The sequence below is a fragment of the Alteromonas profundi genome (assembly GCF_010500865.1).
Taxonomy (GTDB): domain Bacteria; phylum Pseudomonadota; class Gammaproteobacteria; order Enterobacterales; family Alteromonadaceae; genus Alteromonas; species Alteromonas profundi.
Genome location: NZ_JAAAWN010000001.1, coordinates 314,588 through 330,663, shown reverse-complemented (window position 1 = coordinate 330,663; position 16,076 = coordinate 314,588). Strand labels below are relative to the sequence as shown.

The 16,076-nt window shown below is 40.9% G+C and carries 12 protein-coding genes; all 12 read right to left on the bottom strand.

What is annotated here, in order from left to right; all coding sequences use genetic code 11:
* Positions 1-5: 5 nt before the first annotated feature.
* The 12 genes from GTH32_RS01445 to GTH32_RS01390 all read right to left on the bottom strand — a co-directional run bounded on the left by GTH32_RS01445 (position 6) and on the right by GTH32_RS01390 (position 15,756).
* Complete coding sequence (locus tag GTH32_RS01445) at positions 6-1,949, bottom strand: nucleoside-diphosphate sugar epimerase/dehydratase (protein ID WP_163083446.1); 1,944 nt, start codon at positions 1,947-1,949, stop codon at positions 6-8.
* Entirely contained in the window at positions 1,946-3,238 is a 1,293-nt protein-coding gene (locus GTH32_RS01440; RefSeq protein ID WP_163083445.1) for a glycosyltransferase family 2 protein, read from the bottom strand. Before GTH32_RS01440 ends, GTH32_RS01445 begins: the two co-directional genes overlap by 4 nt.
* A 2-nt stretch (positions 3,239-3,240) precedes the next feature.
* A complete protein-coding gene (locus tag GTH32_RS01435; RefSeq protein ID WP_163083444.1) occupies positions 3,241-4,809 on the bottom strand; it encodes a glycosyltransferase family 2 protein in 1,569 nt (522 codons plus the stop codon).
* A 9-nt stretch (positions 4,810-4,818) separates the two neighbouring features.
* Positions 4,819-5,994 carry a glycosyltransferase family 2 protein gene (locus tag GTH32_RS01430; protein ID WP_163083443.1) on the bottom strand — a complete coding sequence of 392 codons (1,176 nt, stop codon included), beginning with the start codon at positions 5,992-5,994 and terminating at the stop codon, positions 4,819-4,821.
* A 3-nt stretch (positions 5,995-5,997) separates the two neighbouring features.
* Positions 5,998-9,480, bottom strand: a complete 3,483-nt coding sequence (locus GTH32_RS01425; protein WP_163083442.1) for a motility associated factor glycosyltransferase family protein — start codon at positions 9,478-9,480, stop codon at positions 5,998-6,000.
* A gap of 2 nt (positions 9,481-9,482) precedes the next feature.
* On the bottom strand, positions 9,483-9,794 hold the full coding sequence (locus GTH32_RS01420; protein ID WP_163083441.1) for a hypothetical protein: 312 nt from the start codon (positions 9,792-9,794) through the stop codon (positions 9,483-9,485).
* A complete protein-coding gene (fliS, locus tag GTH32_RS01415) occupies positions 9,795-10,223 on the bottom strand; it encodes a flagellar export chaperone FliS (RefSeq protein WP_163083440.1) in 429 nt (142 codons plus the stop codon). It lies immediately after the preceding gene.
* Between the two features lie 22 nt (positions 10,224-10,245).
* Positions 10,246-11,676, bottom strand: a complete 1,431-nt coding sequence (gene fliD, locus GTH32_RS01410; RefSeq protein ID WP_163083439.1) for a flagellar filament capping protein FliD — start codon at positions 11,674-11,676, stop codon at positions 10,246-10,248.
* Between the two features lie 11 nt (positions 11,677-11,687).
* On the bottom strand, positions 11,688-12,131 hold the full coding sequence (locus GTH32_RS19445) for a flagellar protein FlaG (RefSeq protein WP_163083438.1): 444 nt from the start codon (positions 12,129-12,131) through the stop codon (positions 11,688-11,690).
* 126 nt (positions 12,132-12,257) lie between these two features.
* A complete protein-coding gene (locus GTH32_RS01400) occupies positions 12,258-13,082 on the bottom strand; it encodes a flagellin N-terminal helical domain-containing protein (protein ID WP_163083437.1) in 825 nt (274 codons plus the stop codon).
* A 466-nt stretch (positions 13,083-13,548) separates the two neighbouring features.
* Entirely contained in the window at positions 13,549-14,376 is an 828-nt protein-coding gene (locus tag GTH32_RS01395) for a flagellin N-terminal helical domain-containing protein (protein ID WP_163083436.1), read from the bottom strand.
* Positions 14,377-14,931: 555 nt separating this feature from the next.
* A complete protein-coding gene (locus GTH32_RS01390) occupies positions 14,932-15,756 on the bottom strand; it encodes a flagellin N-terminal helical domain-containing protein (RefSeq protein ID WP_163083435.1) in 825 nt (274 codons plus the stop codon).
* Positions 15,757-16,076 lie beyond the last annotated feature (320 nt).

The following is a 16,076-nucleotide window of genomic DNA, read 5'->3' as shown; positions in this document are numbered from 1 at the left end:
CTTCGCTAAAAAAGCTTATATAGCCGGTCTCGCGAGACACCTATTTGACACAAGCTTGAATAGATTTCTTGAGAGAAAGCCCATGAACAAATAACAATCGGAGTATCTAGTTTATTTAGTTCACTCGGTTGCTGAATGATAAACCCTTCGAACTTGCAGCCATGACGTGAAGGTGAAGAGTCGACAACACCGATAACATCATAGACCTTAACTTTCTTTTGCTGTGCTATAAACCGACGTGCTAGATCTCCAGAACCATACAATACTACGTTGCCAGCCTTGGCAATTAACTGCCCATTATGACAGGATTTCACGGATAATTTTTGCTCGAATAGTGAAGGAATTGAGGGGGCAACCTTCTTCCCAAACTTTTGAATGAGCGCTTTTTCAGTTTCATGAACAGGCGCTTCTAAACGGTTACACAACTGCTCGATTGCGCCCAAAATAAACGTTCCCTGTCGAGCCATCCAGCTAGCTAACTTTTCATCAGCATCATTGCGCTGACTAGCACTTAATACAACACTCAATGCCTTACGTAAGTACAAAAGCGCTAGACCAGGATTTACAACAAACTCTCTCTCGGTCCGCCTTGATAGCGATTCTGCTGCTATAAACGCATAACGCACTTTGTCGGGGTGCTTTTCCCAAGCAGCAAGTGCAAGCTTGTTAAATGGTTGATACGATTCCTGATGTTGCTTCAGGCAGATGTCGACAGATTCGACAAGGTCTAATGTATATTCCTGCCATTCAGGTAGCGTAACGCCATTCAGAATATGGTGAAGATTATCAACAAGGTAGCCAACTGAATTACCTGGGTTACAGATTACGGTATTATGATAAGGCTGTGTATTTTCACTCGTTGGCTTGCCAATTATTGCGTTCAGTCTTTTCTTTAAGTCATCTAAGCTAGAAATAGCACCTTCTTTGGTAAGGTTTTTATCGACAGGTTGAAAAACCAGCATTGGATTACCAGTAACAAGGGAGTATAGGTGAGATTCGTATTGCCTGTGGCAAACCATAGCCACACCTCTACAGTAGTCGTCGATATAAGAAGGTGCTTGGCTAAAAATAAAACGTGCTTCGTTGCTGAAACGCTTAACAACAGCTGCTATTTTGGGGTGCGTTACGTCTTCAGGAAATGGCCTGAACACAATTTTGTGCTCTGTAAAATTAGATAACAAAAAAGTGACGGTTGGCGCTATTTGTTCAACTACCCAAGTGCCTTCTAAAGCAAGATTGGAAAGGTGATAGATAATAGCAGTGTTTTTTTGGCTGCACTGCCTGTATGCCTGATAAAACGTATCGAACTTTATTGAGCCAAAAGGAACACTAATAACAGAGTCACCGCTCGCTTGGCGTAACGCTTTTGGGAGGTAGCCTGCGTATCCTCGTTTGTTTCTACATCTGTCAGGCCGGGCAGAAAGAATATAATCAAATTCTAACCCCCCCCCATATTCATTTAATGTTTTTGAGAGCTTCACATCAATACCATGCTGGCATCCAATTCTTTTCACATGTGAAGGCCAGTTAAAGCTAATTTCAAAATTCGACTCTTGTATAAAAACAATATCTAGTGCACCTAACTGTTGAAAGTCTTTCTCACGGCATACGAGAATCGGAACATCAAGCCATTTACTCTCTAATAGCCACTGTGGATGAATTGTAGCTTCATCAATTTCCACAATGGCGAGAACTTCAATTTGGTCATACTCTTTTAGCGACCTTATTAAGTCAAACATATGATTCATTGCAGCATTGCGTTGCACCCAAAAGCCGCACTTAATCTTGTTTTTAGCACTAGACAAGTGTTGCGTGTAATAGCTGAGTAGTTCTGACAACGCGGCTTGATTATCCGCTGGCTTTGCCAAGCCAATCTTTGTAAGAAGCGCTGCTATAATTTCATCAAATAAACTGCGATGCTCGGCATCAGACTTTTTATCTAACATCATAACCCAAGAAGTTGTACTGAGCGATTGGTGTATCTTATATAAAAATCCATAGCATCATCTAGATGTTGCGGATTTGTTGATACAGGCTTTCTTGGCAAGGCGAGTTGCTTTTCCCAGTGATAATGAGCAAGCTCCTCCGGGCTTATATTCGGTATATATGTGTCGCTTTTTGTAAGGCCTGAATGATATATCTCTCGAGGGCTTGGCTGACGAGTTTTTTCATTTTGTTCAATTATGCTATCCGTTATTGCTTGCTCTTCGCCAGTGAGTAATACGTAGAAATCATCCAAAATTTTCTTGAAATGCGCAGGATCTTCGTTCCCCCAATCCGTGACTTGCTCGTAGTCAATCATTGCCCAGCCAAGCGCCGCGGCTATGTTGAGTTTCACATTGCTCAGATTGCCAGTCGAATACTTTGCTTTTATGCGTGCATAATCTGATGCAATAAATATATTATGTCCAAGCCAAAAACCAGGTACCACTAGTTGGGATATGTACTGCGAAAAGTTAGTAGTCGTTTCTTTTAAAAACCGCTTTGCAGCGGGAAGAGATACTTTGGTACTCTCTCCATTAGAAATATTCTCTCCCGATACAACCATCATAAGACTACGCCCAACCTCTAGGCATACATCGCTAAAATTTAGTGCGCATACCATAGACGTAAAATCAGGGCTCATTGGCACAAATACACGTCCGTAATATTGCTTTATCTTTTCCACTATTTTTCGGTTAACTGCCCCTGAGTAGATTTTACCAAAGCTGATTTTTTCCTGAGTAGAACGACCAAATAAGGGATCGATAAAGTCAAATCGTCGCTTCAACTCTTGAAGAGCACTATAAACCGATGGCATCACTGGTTTTATAAGGGGGTGATAAGTGCCCCGTTGACCTTCACCATCTGACATCGCAAAATGCTCATACTGCCAAGACAAAATATCAGGGGTAGAAAATTCATTAGCTAGCGCATGCAAAACCCCAGTAGCACGTGGATGAAAGAGAAATTTTTCATTAATAACGGTAATGTACTGCCCCTGTGCTTTTTCAATCGCAAACTCCCAATTGTCGGGCATTGATAAAGGTTCAGCCGGTCTAAAATATTTAAATTTATTATCATTGAGAAATTGAGATACAACATCTTTACAAGGCTTGATAATGCTATTGTCAGAGACAATTACTTCATAATCATCGCCTTCCTGCGCATCTAGGTATTGAAGGCATTTTTTAAGCAATTGAGGCCTATCTCTAGTGGGTAATACATAGCTCAGAAAAGGCCTTCCATTCATAATCATTCCTACTTCTTTAAATTAATAACATGGCTCACGGAGGGTGGAAGTTGTGCTGCAATTTCATCAACAAAACTTAATGAGGCAATAACTACCGTTGCATTTTCTTTAAAAACGCACTCATCTAGCGTGACCACTTTATATCCCATAATTTCTTTGATAAAAGCAGCATTCCTATCTATCACGAACTCTATGTTTATTGAAGGTTCAAGCTTTTTTAGAAACGTTAAAACATTGCGCCCCAACTCCCCACCACCGTAGATGTATACGGGACACTCTCGATAAGGATATAACTCCCACCCTAGCATAGCCATTTCATCAAAAGACTTTTTCTGCATATGCTGCGTTGACGTTACAAACTCAGGGAGAGCTGCTAAAGGTTCGGGTAAAACTTTTTCATACAAGGTACATAGTTGCTGTCTACTTTCATACCGCAGCATCTTTTTACTTAGGCTAAATGGCGTGTTTCGATACCATAAAAGCGGTAAGGGTATATTGGCGATATTTTTGCCTGCGAATGAAAGCTTCAAGATGAGCTGCCAGTCTTCCTCTCCTGCAAACTCTCCACACTGAAAACCGTTTGCTTGTTCAAAAGTAGCTTTGCGATACAGCGCGCTAATGCCGCCTACACAGTTGTATAACAATGCTGATGACCAGTCTTTGGCAGAATGGAATTGGATGAGCATACCTTTGTCGTTTGTGAAGTCAGGTATACCGTCTCCCTCAAAAAAACTAAACGCAACGGTAACAACATCAGCATTTTCTCTTGAAAGCGCGTCGCAGCACAAACGAAGTGCGCTTGGCGCAAGGATGTCATCATCATCAAGAAAAAATAGATAGCCGCGATTCGTGCTTGCAGCGCCTTTATTTCTTGCATTGGAAGCACCGAGCGGGATCATACTATCTATGACTTTAATATCTAAATTGGAAAATCGTGGGTCTTCCAATAATTCTGCTAACTTCTTCCTTTCTACTGGGCTACTCGCATCATTCACAATTACTACTTCAAGGCCGACTCCTTGCTGCGCTGCAGATGTTAGCGTTAAAGGTAAATAATCTATGCGATTATGGAAGGGGATGATAACCGAAACATCATTTATATCTATTCGCGCGCGTTCATTTTTTAGATGCGTTTTTTCAATTTCCTGATGCTTTTCAAGATGTCTTAGCAGCAAACCTTCTTTGTCGAGAAAACGTTTTGCATCAGTATACTCCTGTTGAACTGACTTACAGCCGAACCAGTGAACATTCCAGTGCATGCAGCGTTCAACGGTGCGGTGCAAGACATTTGCAAAGTACCCAAGACCAGCGTAACGAGAGAAATATATCGTATCGAAAGACGGTTTTTCATAGAGCCATAGAGCTAATTCGGAAGGCGCCTTTAAGCTACTATCTCTGTGAGTGAATTGTCCCTGTTCAATAGTTAAGAATTCTATATCATTAACTTTTTGGGAGGGCACCCAAACCAGCCCGTTATCATCAAACAAAATGACCTGCACCCGCTCTAGTGAGCTTGCCATAGACTCAATCTGTTCAAGCTCCTGCTTCCATCCAACTATAAGAGTACTTTTTTTCATCAGTTTTCTCTATACTCGTAACACTCGTCCTTCGAAGCCACGTTCTTCAAGTATCATTTGCATTGTATCCTGATAGCTCAGAGAGCAAATAACTACAACACTTGAATCGCTAAAATCATTGACGTTTAACGGAGTGACTTCTATTCCCTTGCACATTTGCCCAGCTTTAAAAGTATCAATGACAATAGGTTTAATATTCATCGTTAGCGATGTTTCAATAGCACGCTCGGCTATATCATTAGCGCCAAATATATACAGCTGTTTAATTGAGGCTTTGTTCAGCTCTGCGATTTGAGAGCACAGGTACTCGACCCTCTTGAATTTGTGTCGGTTCGAAAAAATAAAGCGTAAAGAAGAGTCAATGTTACTTTGCGCACTCGCATTTGATGTAAAGGCACACTTGAGTGATTTCAGTAAGACAAGCTTTTCTCTCAACTCAGTCACGTAACTTTTTTTATCGTGCCATCGGGTTGTTTGAATATGCTTTCGAAATTTATTCATTGGCGCAGGAGAAAAAGCGATGTCATGTGATAGCAGTATTTTGTTATACAGCGCCCAATCTGCGCAGTACTTTAGTGAGCTTTCACACAAATTGTCTTTTAGAACGGAAGCTCTAAACAACACTGCACTTACGTTAGGAATGAGGTTACGGAAGACCATAAAATTGGCAACGAAATCACGCCCATGCATACAAAAGTCTGATGCCCACAATCCACTGTCCGCATATTGAGTAGAGGTATAGTCATACCTAGCAACAAAGTGGCTGTTTTCGTCAATAACCTCACTGTCACAATAGGCCATACCTGCTGATGGATTTTTCATCAGTAAATTAAGGAGCTCTGACAGAAATTCGGGGCTAGATTCATCATCGCTCTCTGCAATCCAAACGTACTCGCCCCTGGCCAAAGATACGCCTTTGACCCACTGATGTATGGGCAAGCCTGAATTGCTCTTGTTTATGCGTAGTGCTGAAACATTTTCACACGTTGAGGCAAATCGAGTAAGAATATCGCCACTATTATCCGGACTTGCATCATCAAGTAGTATAATTTCAATATTCTCATATGTTTGCCAAGAAATAGTATTAAGTCTTTCAGCAAGAAATTTTTCGTGCCTATAACTGGGCACTATCACAGATATTAAGGGCGTATACTGCGATTTATCTGGCCCTCTAAACAAAGCCATTATTCACTTTTTAAAACCCCACCACAGCATATTATTTTCGATTTGCCGACGTCCATCATCAATACTGATGCCGTCAAAAAACAACGATTCTGCATTCAGTGTACCACTACATAAAACACCTCGATTACCTAATTTATCGACGATGTAGTCATAATATTGAGCGCTAGCTCTTGGGACCATAATATAGTTTGGGTAGTCAACATAGCGCAGACCATCTGGGAACATATTTACTACTTTCTCTGCGTAAACCCGCAAGCTATTTGGTATTTCTTTACGTTCACCTACAAAGTAAAGCTTTGGTATAATCACTAAGGCTGTGTTTTTTTGAATCCAAGCCCTCACAGTCCAAGATGCTTTGTTTTTTGCATGATAGAAGACAGTTTCACCGTTTAGGTAAGCATCAATATCGCGTTTAAAATTAAACACCGGATGATGATATATAACCGTATTTTGTTTATTTAAATAACCTATTAAGGTTTGCTGTTTCGTACCTTCGTCAATTTGAACAATAACATGTGACTCATGCCTGTCTACTGCAGAATACCATTCCCTCTCGTCACAAAGCAGTGCTATATCTTTATTGCTAAAATTGGTTTCTAACCACTGTTTGTTTTTTTTGGTCACTTCATCTAAGTACTGCTTTATGAATTTATCATCTGTCTCGTTCAACTTAGAGCGTGCAATAAATTGTTGGCATTGTTCTTTAATAAAAACAGCTTCACGCTCTGGTACAAAGCTGGAGACGTAATCGAATTCAAAAGGAACTTTGCGAAGGCTTTCTAAGCAGTTGCTCAAAAAAACCTGCCATTCTTTTACTACGTTACTAAATAACTCCGCTGTAACAGAGCCATTTCGAAGTGCAAGAAGCTTACTTAAAACGCCATTAATGTAATTAACGGAACCATTAAAATAATAAAAGAAAAGACTGCCGTTTTTCAAAAAAGAATCTACCAGGAGGGCTCGCTGTTTTTCTATTACAGTTTGTATGTCCGCTCTAGAGCTAATGCTTACTTGACTTAACGCTTGAAGTTCTTCGATCTCTGCTAACATCAATGCGTGATCAAACTGATTCTCGAAGTTTGTACTGAATGATAGATCAGAAATGGGGGTATGAGCATCTAACTTTAGCCACTCCAGCGCTGCTTCCTTATCCGCTACAGAATTTTGTACAATTACAAAATCTGGCTTCAAAGGTAAGCAACCACTGATAGCCGCACCATCATTTAAGTTGTAGACATCGGCTTGCGGAAAAGCGCGCACTGCGCTCTCTAGCAACGTTCTGGCCATATTAAATTCGAACTTAGTAGAAACTGATGCCCTAAAGTTTCCTTTAACTATTAAGCCCGCATTCGTTTTTTGTGCGTAGTCATAGCGTTCGCTTCCGTCGTCGAGGTAGTAACCGGATAACTTAGAATGGTGATGTTTGGGATCTACAAAGCCTAAATCTACCCCCAATAGATAGACTTGTGTAAACCCCATCTCTAGCGAAAAATTCACTGCAAAATTAGAAACTGTGGGATAAGAAAATTTAAGTTCAGGTAGTGTGAGATCGGGTAATAATTTCTCTACAACTACAGTTGAAGCTTCCCCTTCTTTAAAACAAAGATAAGCGTTTTTGAATAGGTTTATAGTATCCGGATGCGCACCGTTACAGCTTATAAAATCAATATTTTTCAGAAACTGCCTATCACCTATTCTTATTGCCCAATCATACGTAGCCCGATTACATTCAATTTCCGCGTGAAAGTCTGGGGTTATCTGGTTTTTATAGAGAACCTGAAGTGCAGTACCACACGAAATAACTATCGCTCGGGATCTTTCTTCTTTTATCAATGGGATCAAGTTGTCTAACGAGGGGCCGTTCCCAACAATAAATACGGGAACATTTGCTGACGCACTATCGATAGACGTATCTGGGTTCGCGGTATAGAAGCTAACGCCCTGCTCTATCGCCCATTTTGTGTGTGCTACACCATATCGAGAATAATCAAAATATTCCCCGAGAGCGATAATACCTCTCAACTCTTCATGTAGGTTGTTTATAGCAGGTTTTAACTTATCGTTATCATAGCCTTGAGAAAAATACATGGACTCAATAATATGAGTGCCAATAACGTGCAACTGGGTTGACAAATCTCTTGCTAAATTAGAGCCATCATCGCCTATATTCAAATATACCCGTTTGTTGCTTTCATCTGCTTTGGTCAGAATAGTCCCCCAATCAATAGCAAATAAAGATGCATAGAAAAAATCTCGATTAGGTTCGCAAATGAAAAGAGCGTCTATGTCGAAATTTGAATACAGCTCATGGAGTTTGTAACCAGCCCCTATACCAAACAAAAGTAACGCGCGCACCTCTTCAGGTAAGCTCTCTTCTTCTGCAGAAAGCCCTTTAAATAGTTTTTCAATCTTTTTAACCATTCGTTGGTGAGAATGGGAATATGATTTGCCTTGTTTAGACGTTAATGCGAGTCGCTCTTTTGTAGGCGCTTTGACGAAAGCATTATAGGCTTCATGCTCCATGTCCATCGGCGAGTCACCGTAAAGAGCAGAATTTGTCTCTATATGGAAAACATTCACTTCCCCTGAAGCATTTGCTAAGGGCTTCCATTTGTTAGCTTTATAATGACGAAATTCGTTCGCAATATCCGGAAAGAATTGAGAGAAAGCATCAATATTCTTTTGATACATCTTTTCATTCAGGCTCTCTTCTGACCATTTTATGGCACTTACCACCGGCGGCCATGGCACTAAACTATCAACATGCGTTCTTTTAGAAAGCGGACGCCGTAGCATGGAACCTAATTCATTGAGTGTGGCTGTAGATAAATACGCCATCGCATTGTCAAAAGGATTTGAATGATAATGCTGATACACATAGACATGTTTAAAAGGCGAAAAATCGTACAGCTCACCTAAGTCCGACAATACTCTGCTCGGCTCTAGCTGTGTTTGCAGATAAATCCCTGTTTTCTTCATTGCTGCCAATTCGAAAACCTGCGCCCATATCCCTGACGATAAAGAGCAGTCAAGATACCCTAAATTAGGTTCATATATAACCAGATGGGCAATTGTGTACTCTTGCAGCAACGACAATAAATGCGTGCCGATTCCTACGCCAAAAATAACTATCACGTCGATATTTTTCGGAAGATGGTCTGCGATGGTCGAAGTAGAAAATGAAACATATCTGGGATTAGATACAAACTGTTGAAGGTGAAGTTCTATACTTTTATTTACATCGTAACCATAAAGCACTTTACCTGTGGTCACATCCACAATATCTAATTCGCCATCTTTATTCACAAACACACTTTCTGGGCAATTGTTTGCACTTTTTAACGTGTGATAGATAGTCGGCATAGTTTGCTTGAACGCGTTTAAGCTAGCCTGCCTATTTTCTTCGATTGTATTAGCCCATGAACGCTCTAGCTGTTCTTGGCGCTCCACATTTTCATCAATAAAATATCTTATATCTTTGAGCATTATTATTTATAACTCTTCGCCGCTTTTTGTGCTCGAGAAAAACCAACAATTTCCTTTTTCACTTGGGATTGAAAGTCTCGCACAACTTCTTCTAGGTATTTATTTACGTTTAACTCGTTTTCAGCAAAGGAGGGTAACGTTGAGGCAGGTAATCGTTTCAATTCACGAACAACGAGTCTATGCCTTAACGCCATAAGTCGAACGAGTTTGTCTTCTGATTCGTTGCGTTCTTCAACGGCTAAATAAGTGGCTAAATCAGCGTTTAACTTGCGTAAAAAAAGCGGTGTAAAGGCATGATTAAGGGTGTCTAACATCTACAAAGCTTGCTTCTTCTCACGCTGCATTCTGTAGGCTTCTTCTTTTGCTTCTGCTGGAATTTCTAGCCATGCATCGCGAATAGGTGTAAGTAAAGAAGACACCTCATCTAACGCATTCTGGTTGTTTTGCACATGTGCTTCAGTGAGTAGGTTTATCATGTAGTTGTAAAGCGCGAATAAGTTTTCGCTTATCTCTCCACCAACGTCAAGATCGAGTGTGTCTCTTAAATGAATGAGAATTGAACTCGCTCTTGTTATATACTCCGACTTCTGTACATAATCATTTCGGCCCATCGCGCCTTTAGCATAGGCAATTCTATCCAATGCACCCTGATATAGCATAAGCGTTAGTTTGTGCGGGTCTGCATTGGCAACATCTTGCTTTAAGCTGCCCTTTTTATAAGCGTTAATACCTTTAAGTGACACTGTTATCTCCAAGGATCTGTTGTTAAAGAACTGCTAACAATGCAGAGCTTGTTTGGTTCAATTGCGCTACTGTCTGATCTAAGTTTAAATAGCGATCCCGTAGTGTTTGTTCGAAACTAACCATTCTTAGCTCAAGCGTTTCACGATCATCATACACCTCTTCCCTGTCTTCTTTCGCTGTTTTTTCTCGTAGGCTTATTAATCCGTCTGAAGACGTATACTGCTCTAGATAAGATGCTAGTCGCGCTGCTATACCTTCATTTTCATCGGTAAATAACGTTGCGATATCATCGAAACTATCCTCCAAGGCGGTTTCTAAGCGATCTTCCCCTGACCCCAGACCAAAATCAGTACTACTTATTTCCAATTCGCCATCTTCATTTAATTCCACGCCTAAACTGAAGAGACCGCCTAATGCAGAGGTAGAAACGTTATCACCAATTATTGTTGCCAGACCAGACTTAATACTTCTTATCAACGAGTCTCCAGCAAGGGCTCCATCTTCTTCTAAATCAGACTCACCATACTTAGTTTGTGCGTCTAACTCTTTAATTAAGTTATTATAATTATCTACGAAGTTTTCAATTTTTTCCTGTAACCCTTCTTTGTCATAACCGATGGTTAGTGTTGAAGGAATAAGATTGTCACTCGCATCTTTCGGTGAGGCTTCTTTTGCCGTAAAACTTACGTTTTGAATAGTATTATCGAATTTATTACTGTCACTTTGAACTTCAATACCATCAATGAAGGCAATGGCATTTTTAGCAGCTTCAATGTTACCAGCACTAATGTTGGTTGCTCCGCCTGTAGTAGAAAGACGGTCAAGCTCTGCGTTGCCAGAATCATTAGTTATTACAAGGTCGTTTCCATCACCCGTAGTCTCCGATTGAAAAACAAGACGAGGGCCCGCAGCAGTGCCCGTTTCAATTATGTTGGCAGTTACCCCAAAATTATCGTCACTGTCATTTATCATTTCCCTTAAATCGGCAAGGGTCGTTGTACTATCAATATTTACTGTAAAAGAATCATCAGCGCCTACGCTAAACGTCAATGAACCAGTACCAGTAGAAAGTAACGCATCAGAACTTGAGGTAAATGCGCCCTCGTCTGTTGTAATTCTGCTTCCGGAGGCTAATTGTGAAACCGAAATAGCGTATGAACCACGCAAAGCAGAATTTGCTGCCTCAGCGGAAAATACGTCGTCGTCTTCGGTGGGGTTATCTATTGTGGGTTCTCGCCCGTTAATTTCCCTATCACTTTTGAGCTCATCAACGATGTCTTGAAAATCAGACAATTTAGACTTAACTTTACCAAGGCCTGATATTTCTGCCTCTACTCGTTCTTCTTTTTCGTTAAGCCGTTCTTCTTTGGGCTGCCTTTCAGCAGAGATTAATTGCTGCACCAGTGCATCTAAATCAAGCCCTGAACCGACCCCTAAAGATTGAATTGTCATGATGTACCTCGTTAAATCTCGCTATTAATGAAAACGCCCACACTATTGCCCACATCATCTTGCAGTTCTCGTATCCGGCTGGCAAGGTTTAGCACTTCCTCGGAAGGAATTTGCCGGATAACCTCCCCTGAGCTTGATTCTTTTACTGTCACAATGGTGCGTTTTGTTTCATCATCTATAGTGAAAGATAAATCGCGATTTTGTGAGCTCAAAAATGACTCAACTTTCTTTACTGCTTCTTCTAATTCAAAAGAACCGCTATTAGTAGTGCTATCGGCACTTTCTTCTAACTCTTTAACTAAATTAACACTATTTTTCTGCGATGAGCTTTCGCCTGTAGTGTCAGAATGTCTCGCTATGCCGGCTACGTCCTTATTAGTCTCTATAGAGGTGTTTTTGTGTTGTTGCTCAGGTAAAGTTGTACTTTGGGCAAACGCTGAATGTTGAATTTCCACATTATTACTCCCATCAGCTAAAAAGCGGAGTGACTTGGATAAGTGCACTCCGCATTTGTCATAACAGAATTATAGCAGATACCATATTATAGCGAACCGAATAGCCGCTAGAATTAAAGCAAATATCTAGCCAAGAAGCGACAACGCAGCTTGAGGACGCTGGTTTGCCTGACTTAGCACAGAGATAGACGCCTGCTGCATAATTTGATTTCGTGTTAGATTTGCCGTTTCAGAAGCAAAATCTGTATCCATTATCTGCGAGCGCGCCGAAGATAGATTTTCAGAAATACTGCTTAAGTTTCTGATAGTAGACTGGAAGCGACTTTGCAATGCACCTAAATCAGAACGTGCTGTTCCAATTTTTGATAGTGCATCATCTACTTCACCTAACAGGTCATCTGCATTTCCATCTGTATCAACAGTACTTGAAATACCTAAACCCGTTATCCCAAAATCGCCTTGAGATTCGCCGATTTTAACCTCAACGGTTTGTCCTTCATTCGCCCCAACTAAAAACTCGGCTGAGAAGCCGCCTTTTAATATACTCAACCCAGCAAACTCGGTATTTTTCGCTATACGAGATATCTCTGTTTTAAGGGCGGTAATCTCTGACGATAGCGCTGCTCTGTCTTCGGCACTATTGATACCGTTTTGTGCCTGAACAGCCAGTGTACGTATACGCTGTAATGCAGTAGTCGTCTCATCTAGCGCACCTTCGGCGGTTTGCGTTAATGATATCGCATCATTTGCGTTACGCACGGCTTGGTCTAAGCCCTGTACTTGGGATGTCATTCTCTCACTGATTTGCAGGCCAGCTGCATCGTCAGAAGCACTATTAATGCGAAAGCCTGACGACAAACGTTCAAACGACGTACTCAATGAATTACTTACATCAAATAATTGACGCTGCGCATTCAATGAAGACACGTTAGTGTTTACAAATAAAGACATAAATTACCTCCTGGTAAGTTTTCTGCGTTGCTATGTTCGCTGAAAACTTTTTCAGATTACGTCCGTCAAGTCACTACTCCCGACGAGACAAAAAAATATCAAATTACCCCTCAGCTAATGTATCGGCGAGAACATGAGCTTCTTTAATTTTTTTTCGTTTTTTTCACTTTTATTTTTTTTGGGGGGGAGGAAGGTTACCTGCATTGCGCTATCGCAAAAAATTAGTCGCTATAAAACAGTAATTTATAACGTAATAGAAAGTATCAATGGGCGTGGAAGTTTTTATAAATAGGAGGAAAAATCTGACAAAAAAGCCGAGGCATGGCGCCTCGGCGAGTATCTGCTCTTGTTAGGAGGGTGAGCAAATTTCTTTGTAGTTAAGGGTTATCAGTGAGGGTGTAAAACACCATTCGTGGTCACAAAGGTTATCGCCTGTTGAGTTAATAACCTGCTTACATATTACTTATTAGCCGCCTAACAAAGACAGGGCTGCTTGTGGACGTTGATTTGCCTGAGCTAAAACCGTTGTACTGGCTTGCTGCATAATTTGGTTACGGGTTAAGCTCGCAGTTTCAGTGGCAAAGTCAGTATCTCGTATTTGCGATCGTGCTGCTGATACGTTTTCAGATATATTACTCAAGTTTCTAATCGTTGATTGGAAACGGTTCTGCAATGCACCTAAGTCTGAGCGTACCGTACCAATTTTTGACAACGCATCATCGACCTGACCTAGCAAGGCATCTGCATTCAAATCGCTATCAACGGTACCAGTTACACTTAGCCCGGTTGTGCCAAAACCTCCCGCGGTGTCGCCAATGGATACGGTAACCGATTGTCCTTCGTTAGCGCCTACTAAAAAGTTAGCAGAAAAGTCGCCTGATAAAATATTAAGGCCAGCAAATTCAGTGGTTTGAGCAATACGAGATATTTCATTTTTTAACGCTGTAACCTCGGCAGAAAGCGCAGCTCTATCTTCAGCACTGTTGATACCATTTTGTGCTTGGATAGCAAGCGTTCTTATCCTCTGTAACGCTGTGGTACTTTCATCCAATGCGCCTTCAGCTGTTTGGGTTAATGATATCGCGTCGTTTGCATTACGCGCGGCCTGATCTAACCCCTGAATCTGTGACGTCATTCTTTCACTGATCTGCAATCCGGCGGCGTCATCCGCGGCACTGTTGATACGAAAACCTGATGACAGACGTTCAAATGAAGTACTCAATGAATTACTTACATTGAATATCTGACGTTGGGCATTTAATGACGATACATTGGTATTTACGAATAAACTCATGACTTTCTCCTAACATTTAAAATCGATGCTTATTATTATTTTTATTGCATCAACTGTAATTTTGGCATTAATAATGCAGTTAAAATAATTGTCAGAGTTATTCTGACGTTTTATTGGCTCACTACCGATAAAACAAACAGTAAATTGTCGTGATTTACTTATGCTGACTGATGAGATTGTAGTTCAGACTCTAACCTCTCACTACCTCCTGGCTTCGGTCTCTTCAGTCAGCCTTTCAAGCGTTATTTCCCGCTGATAAATCCTTATCGGCATCGCAACAAATTTGCTTTAGTTATTTTTTCAATTAATTCTATTATTCTTTCCCTGCACTACCTGTAGTGCTAAATCTAGTCTTTTATCTCTTCTATTATAATGCTGGAATGAATTTCGATGTGGAGTGGTTCCATTAACTAACGCTTAGTAAAAAGTAGCCGCATCCGCCAAGGTTTTCATCACGGTATCTAATCGAGTTCACTATGGATTTTCCACGCGTGAGATATCTGGCGAACGAAGAGATTATCCTCCCTGCATTAAGCTAGCTTTAGCATTCTGATGTTAGCCTAGTAGGGACAATGCGGCTTGCGGGCGTTGGTTAGCCTGGGCCAATACCGTTGTGCTTGCTTGCTGCATAATTTGATTCCGGGTGAGGCTTGCCGTTTCAGTAGCAAAATCAGTATCACGAATTTGCGAACGAGCCGCCGACACGTTTTCAGAAATATTGCTCAAATTTCTTATCGTTGATTGAAAGCGATTTTGCAATGCACCTAAATCAGAACGTACCGTACCTATTTTAGATAGTGCGTCATCAATTTGACCTAATAGCAAATCAGCATTTGTATCATTGTCCACAATACCTGTAATATTTAACCCTGTAGTTCCAAAGCCGCCCGCGCTGTCACCTATGGTTACCGTAACCGATTGTCCTTCATTCGCGCCAACTAAAAAGCTGGCTTCGAAGTTACCTTTTAATATACTCAGTCCTGCGAATTCTGTGTATTTTGCAATTCTTGAAACTTCAGCTTTTAATGCGGTTATCTCTGAAGATATCGCCGCCCTATCTTCTGTACTATTAATTCCGTTTTGCGCCTGAATAGCCAAGGTTCTTATACGCTGCAGCGCTGTAGTGGTTTCATCTAACGCGCCATCTGCGGTTTGCGTAAGCGATATTGCGTCATTAGCATTACGTACCGCTTGGTCTAACCCTTGTACCTGTGATGTCATTCTTTCGCTAATTTGCAGGCCTGCCGCATCATCGGCGGCGCTATTTATACGAAAGCCTGATGACAGACGTTCAAATGACGTACTTAAAGAATTGCTTACATCAAAGAGCTGACGCTGCGCATTTAACGACGACACATTAGTGTTTACAAATAAACTCATGACTCTCTCCTAACTTTTTTCATCAATGCTTATTTTTGTTTTTATTGCATTACCTATAATTTTGGCACTAAATATGCTGCAAATATCAACGTCAGGGTTACTCTGACATTTTATTGGCTCACTACCGATAAAATAAAAAGTAAATTGAACAATTTACTTTTGCTGACTGATGAGATCGGAGTTTCAGATTCTAACCTCTCACTACCTCCTGGCTTCGGTCTTATCAGTTAGCCGCGCTTGCGCGCTGATAATCATTTATCGGCAAGCTGGTAAAATTGCTTTAGCTATTTATCGCTACAAAAGCTCATCTTTTTATTCAG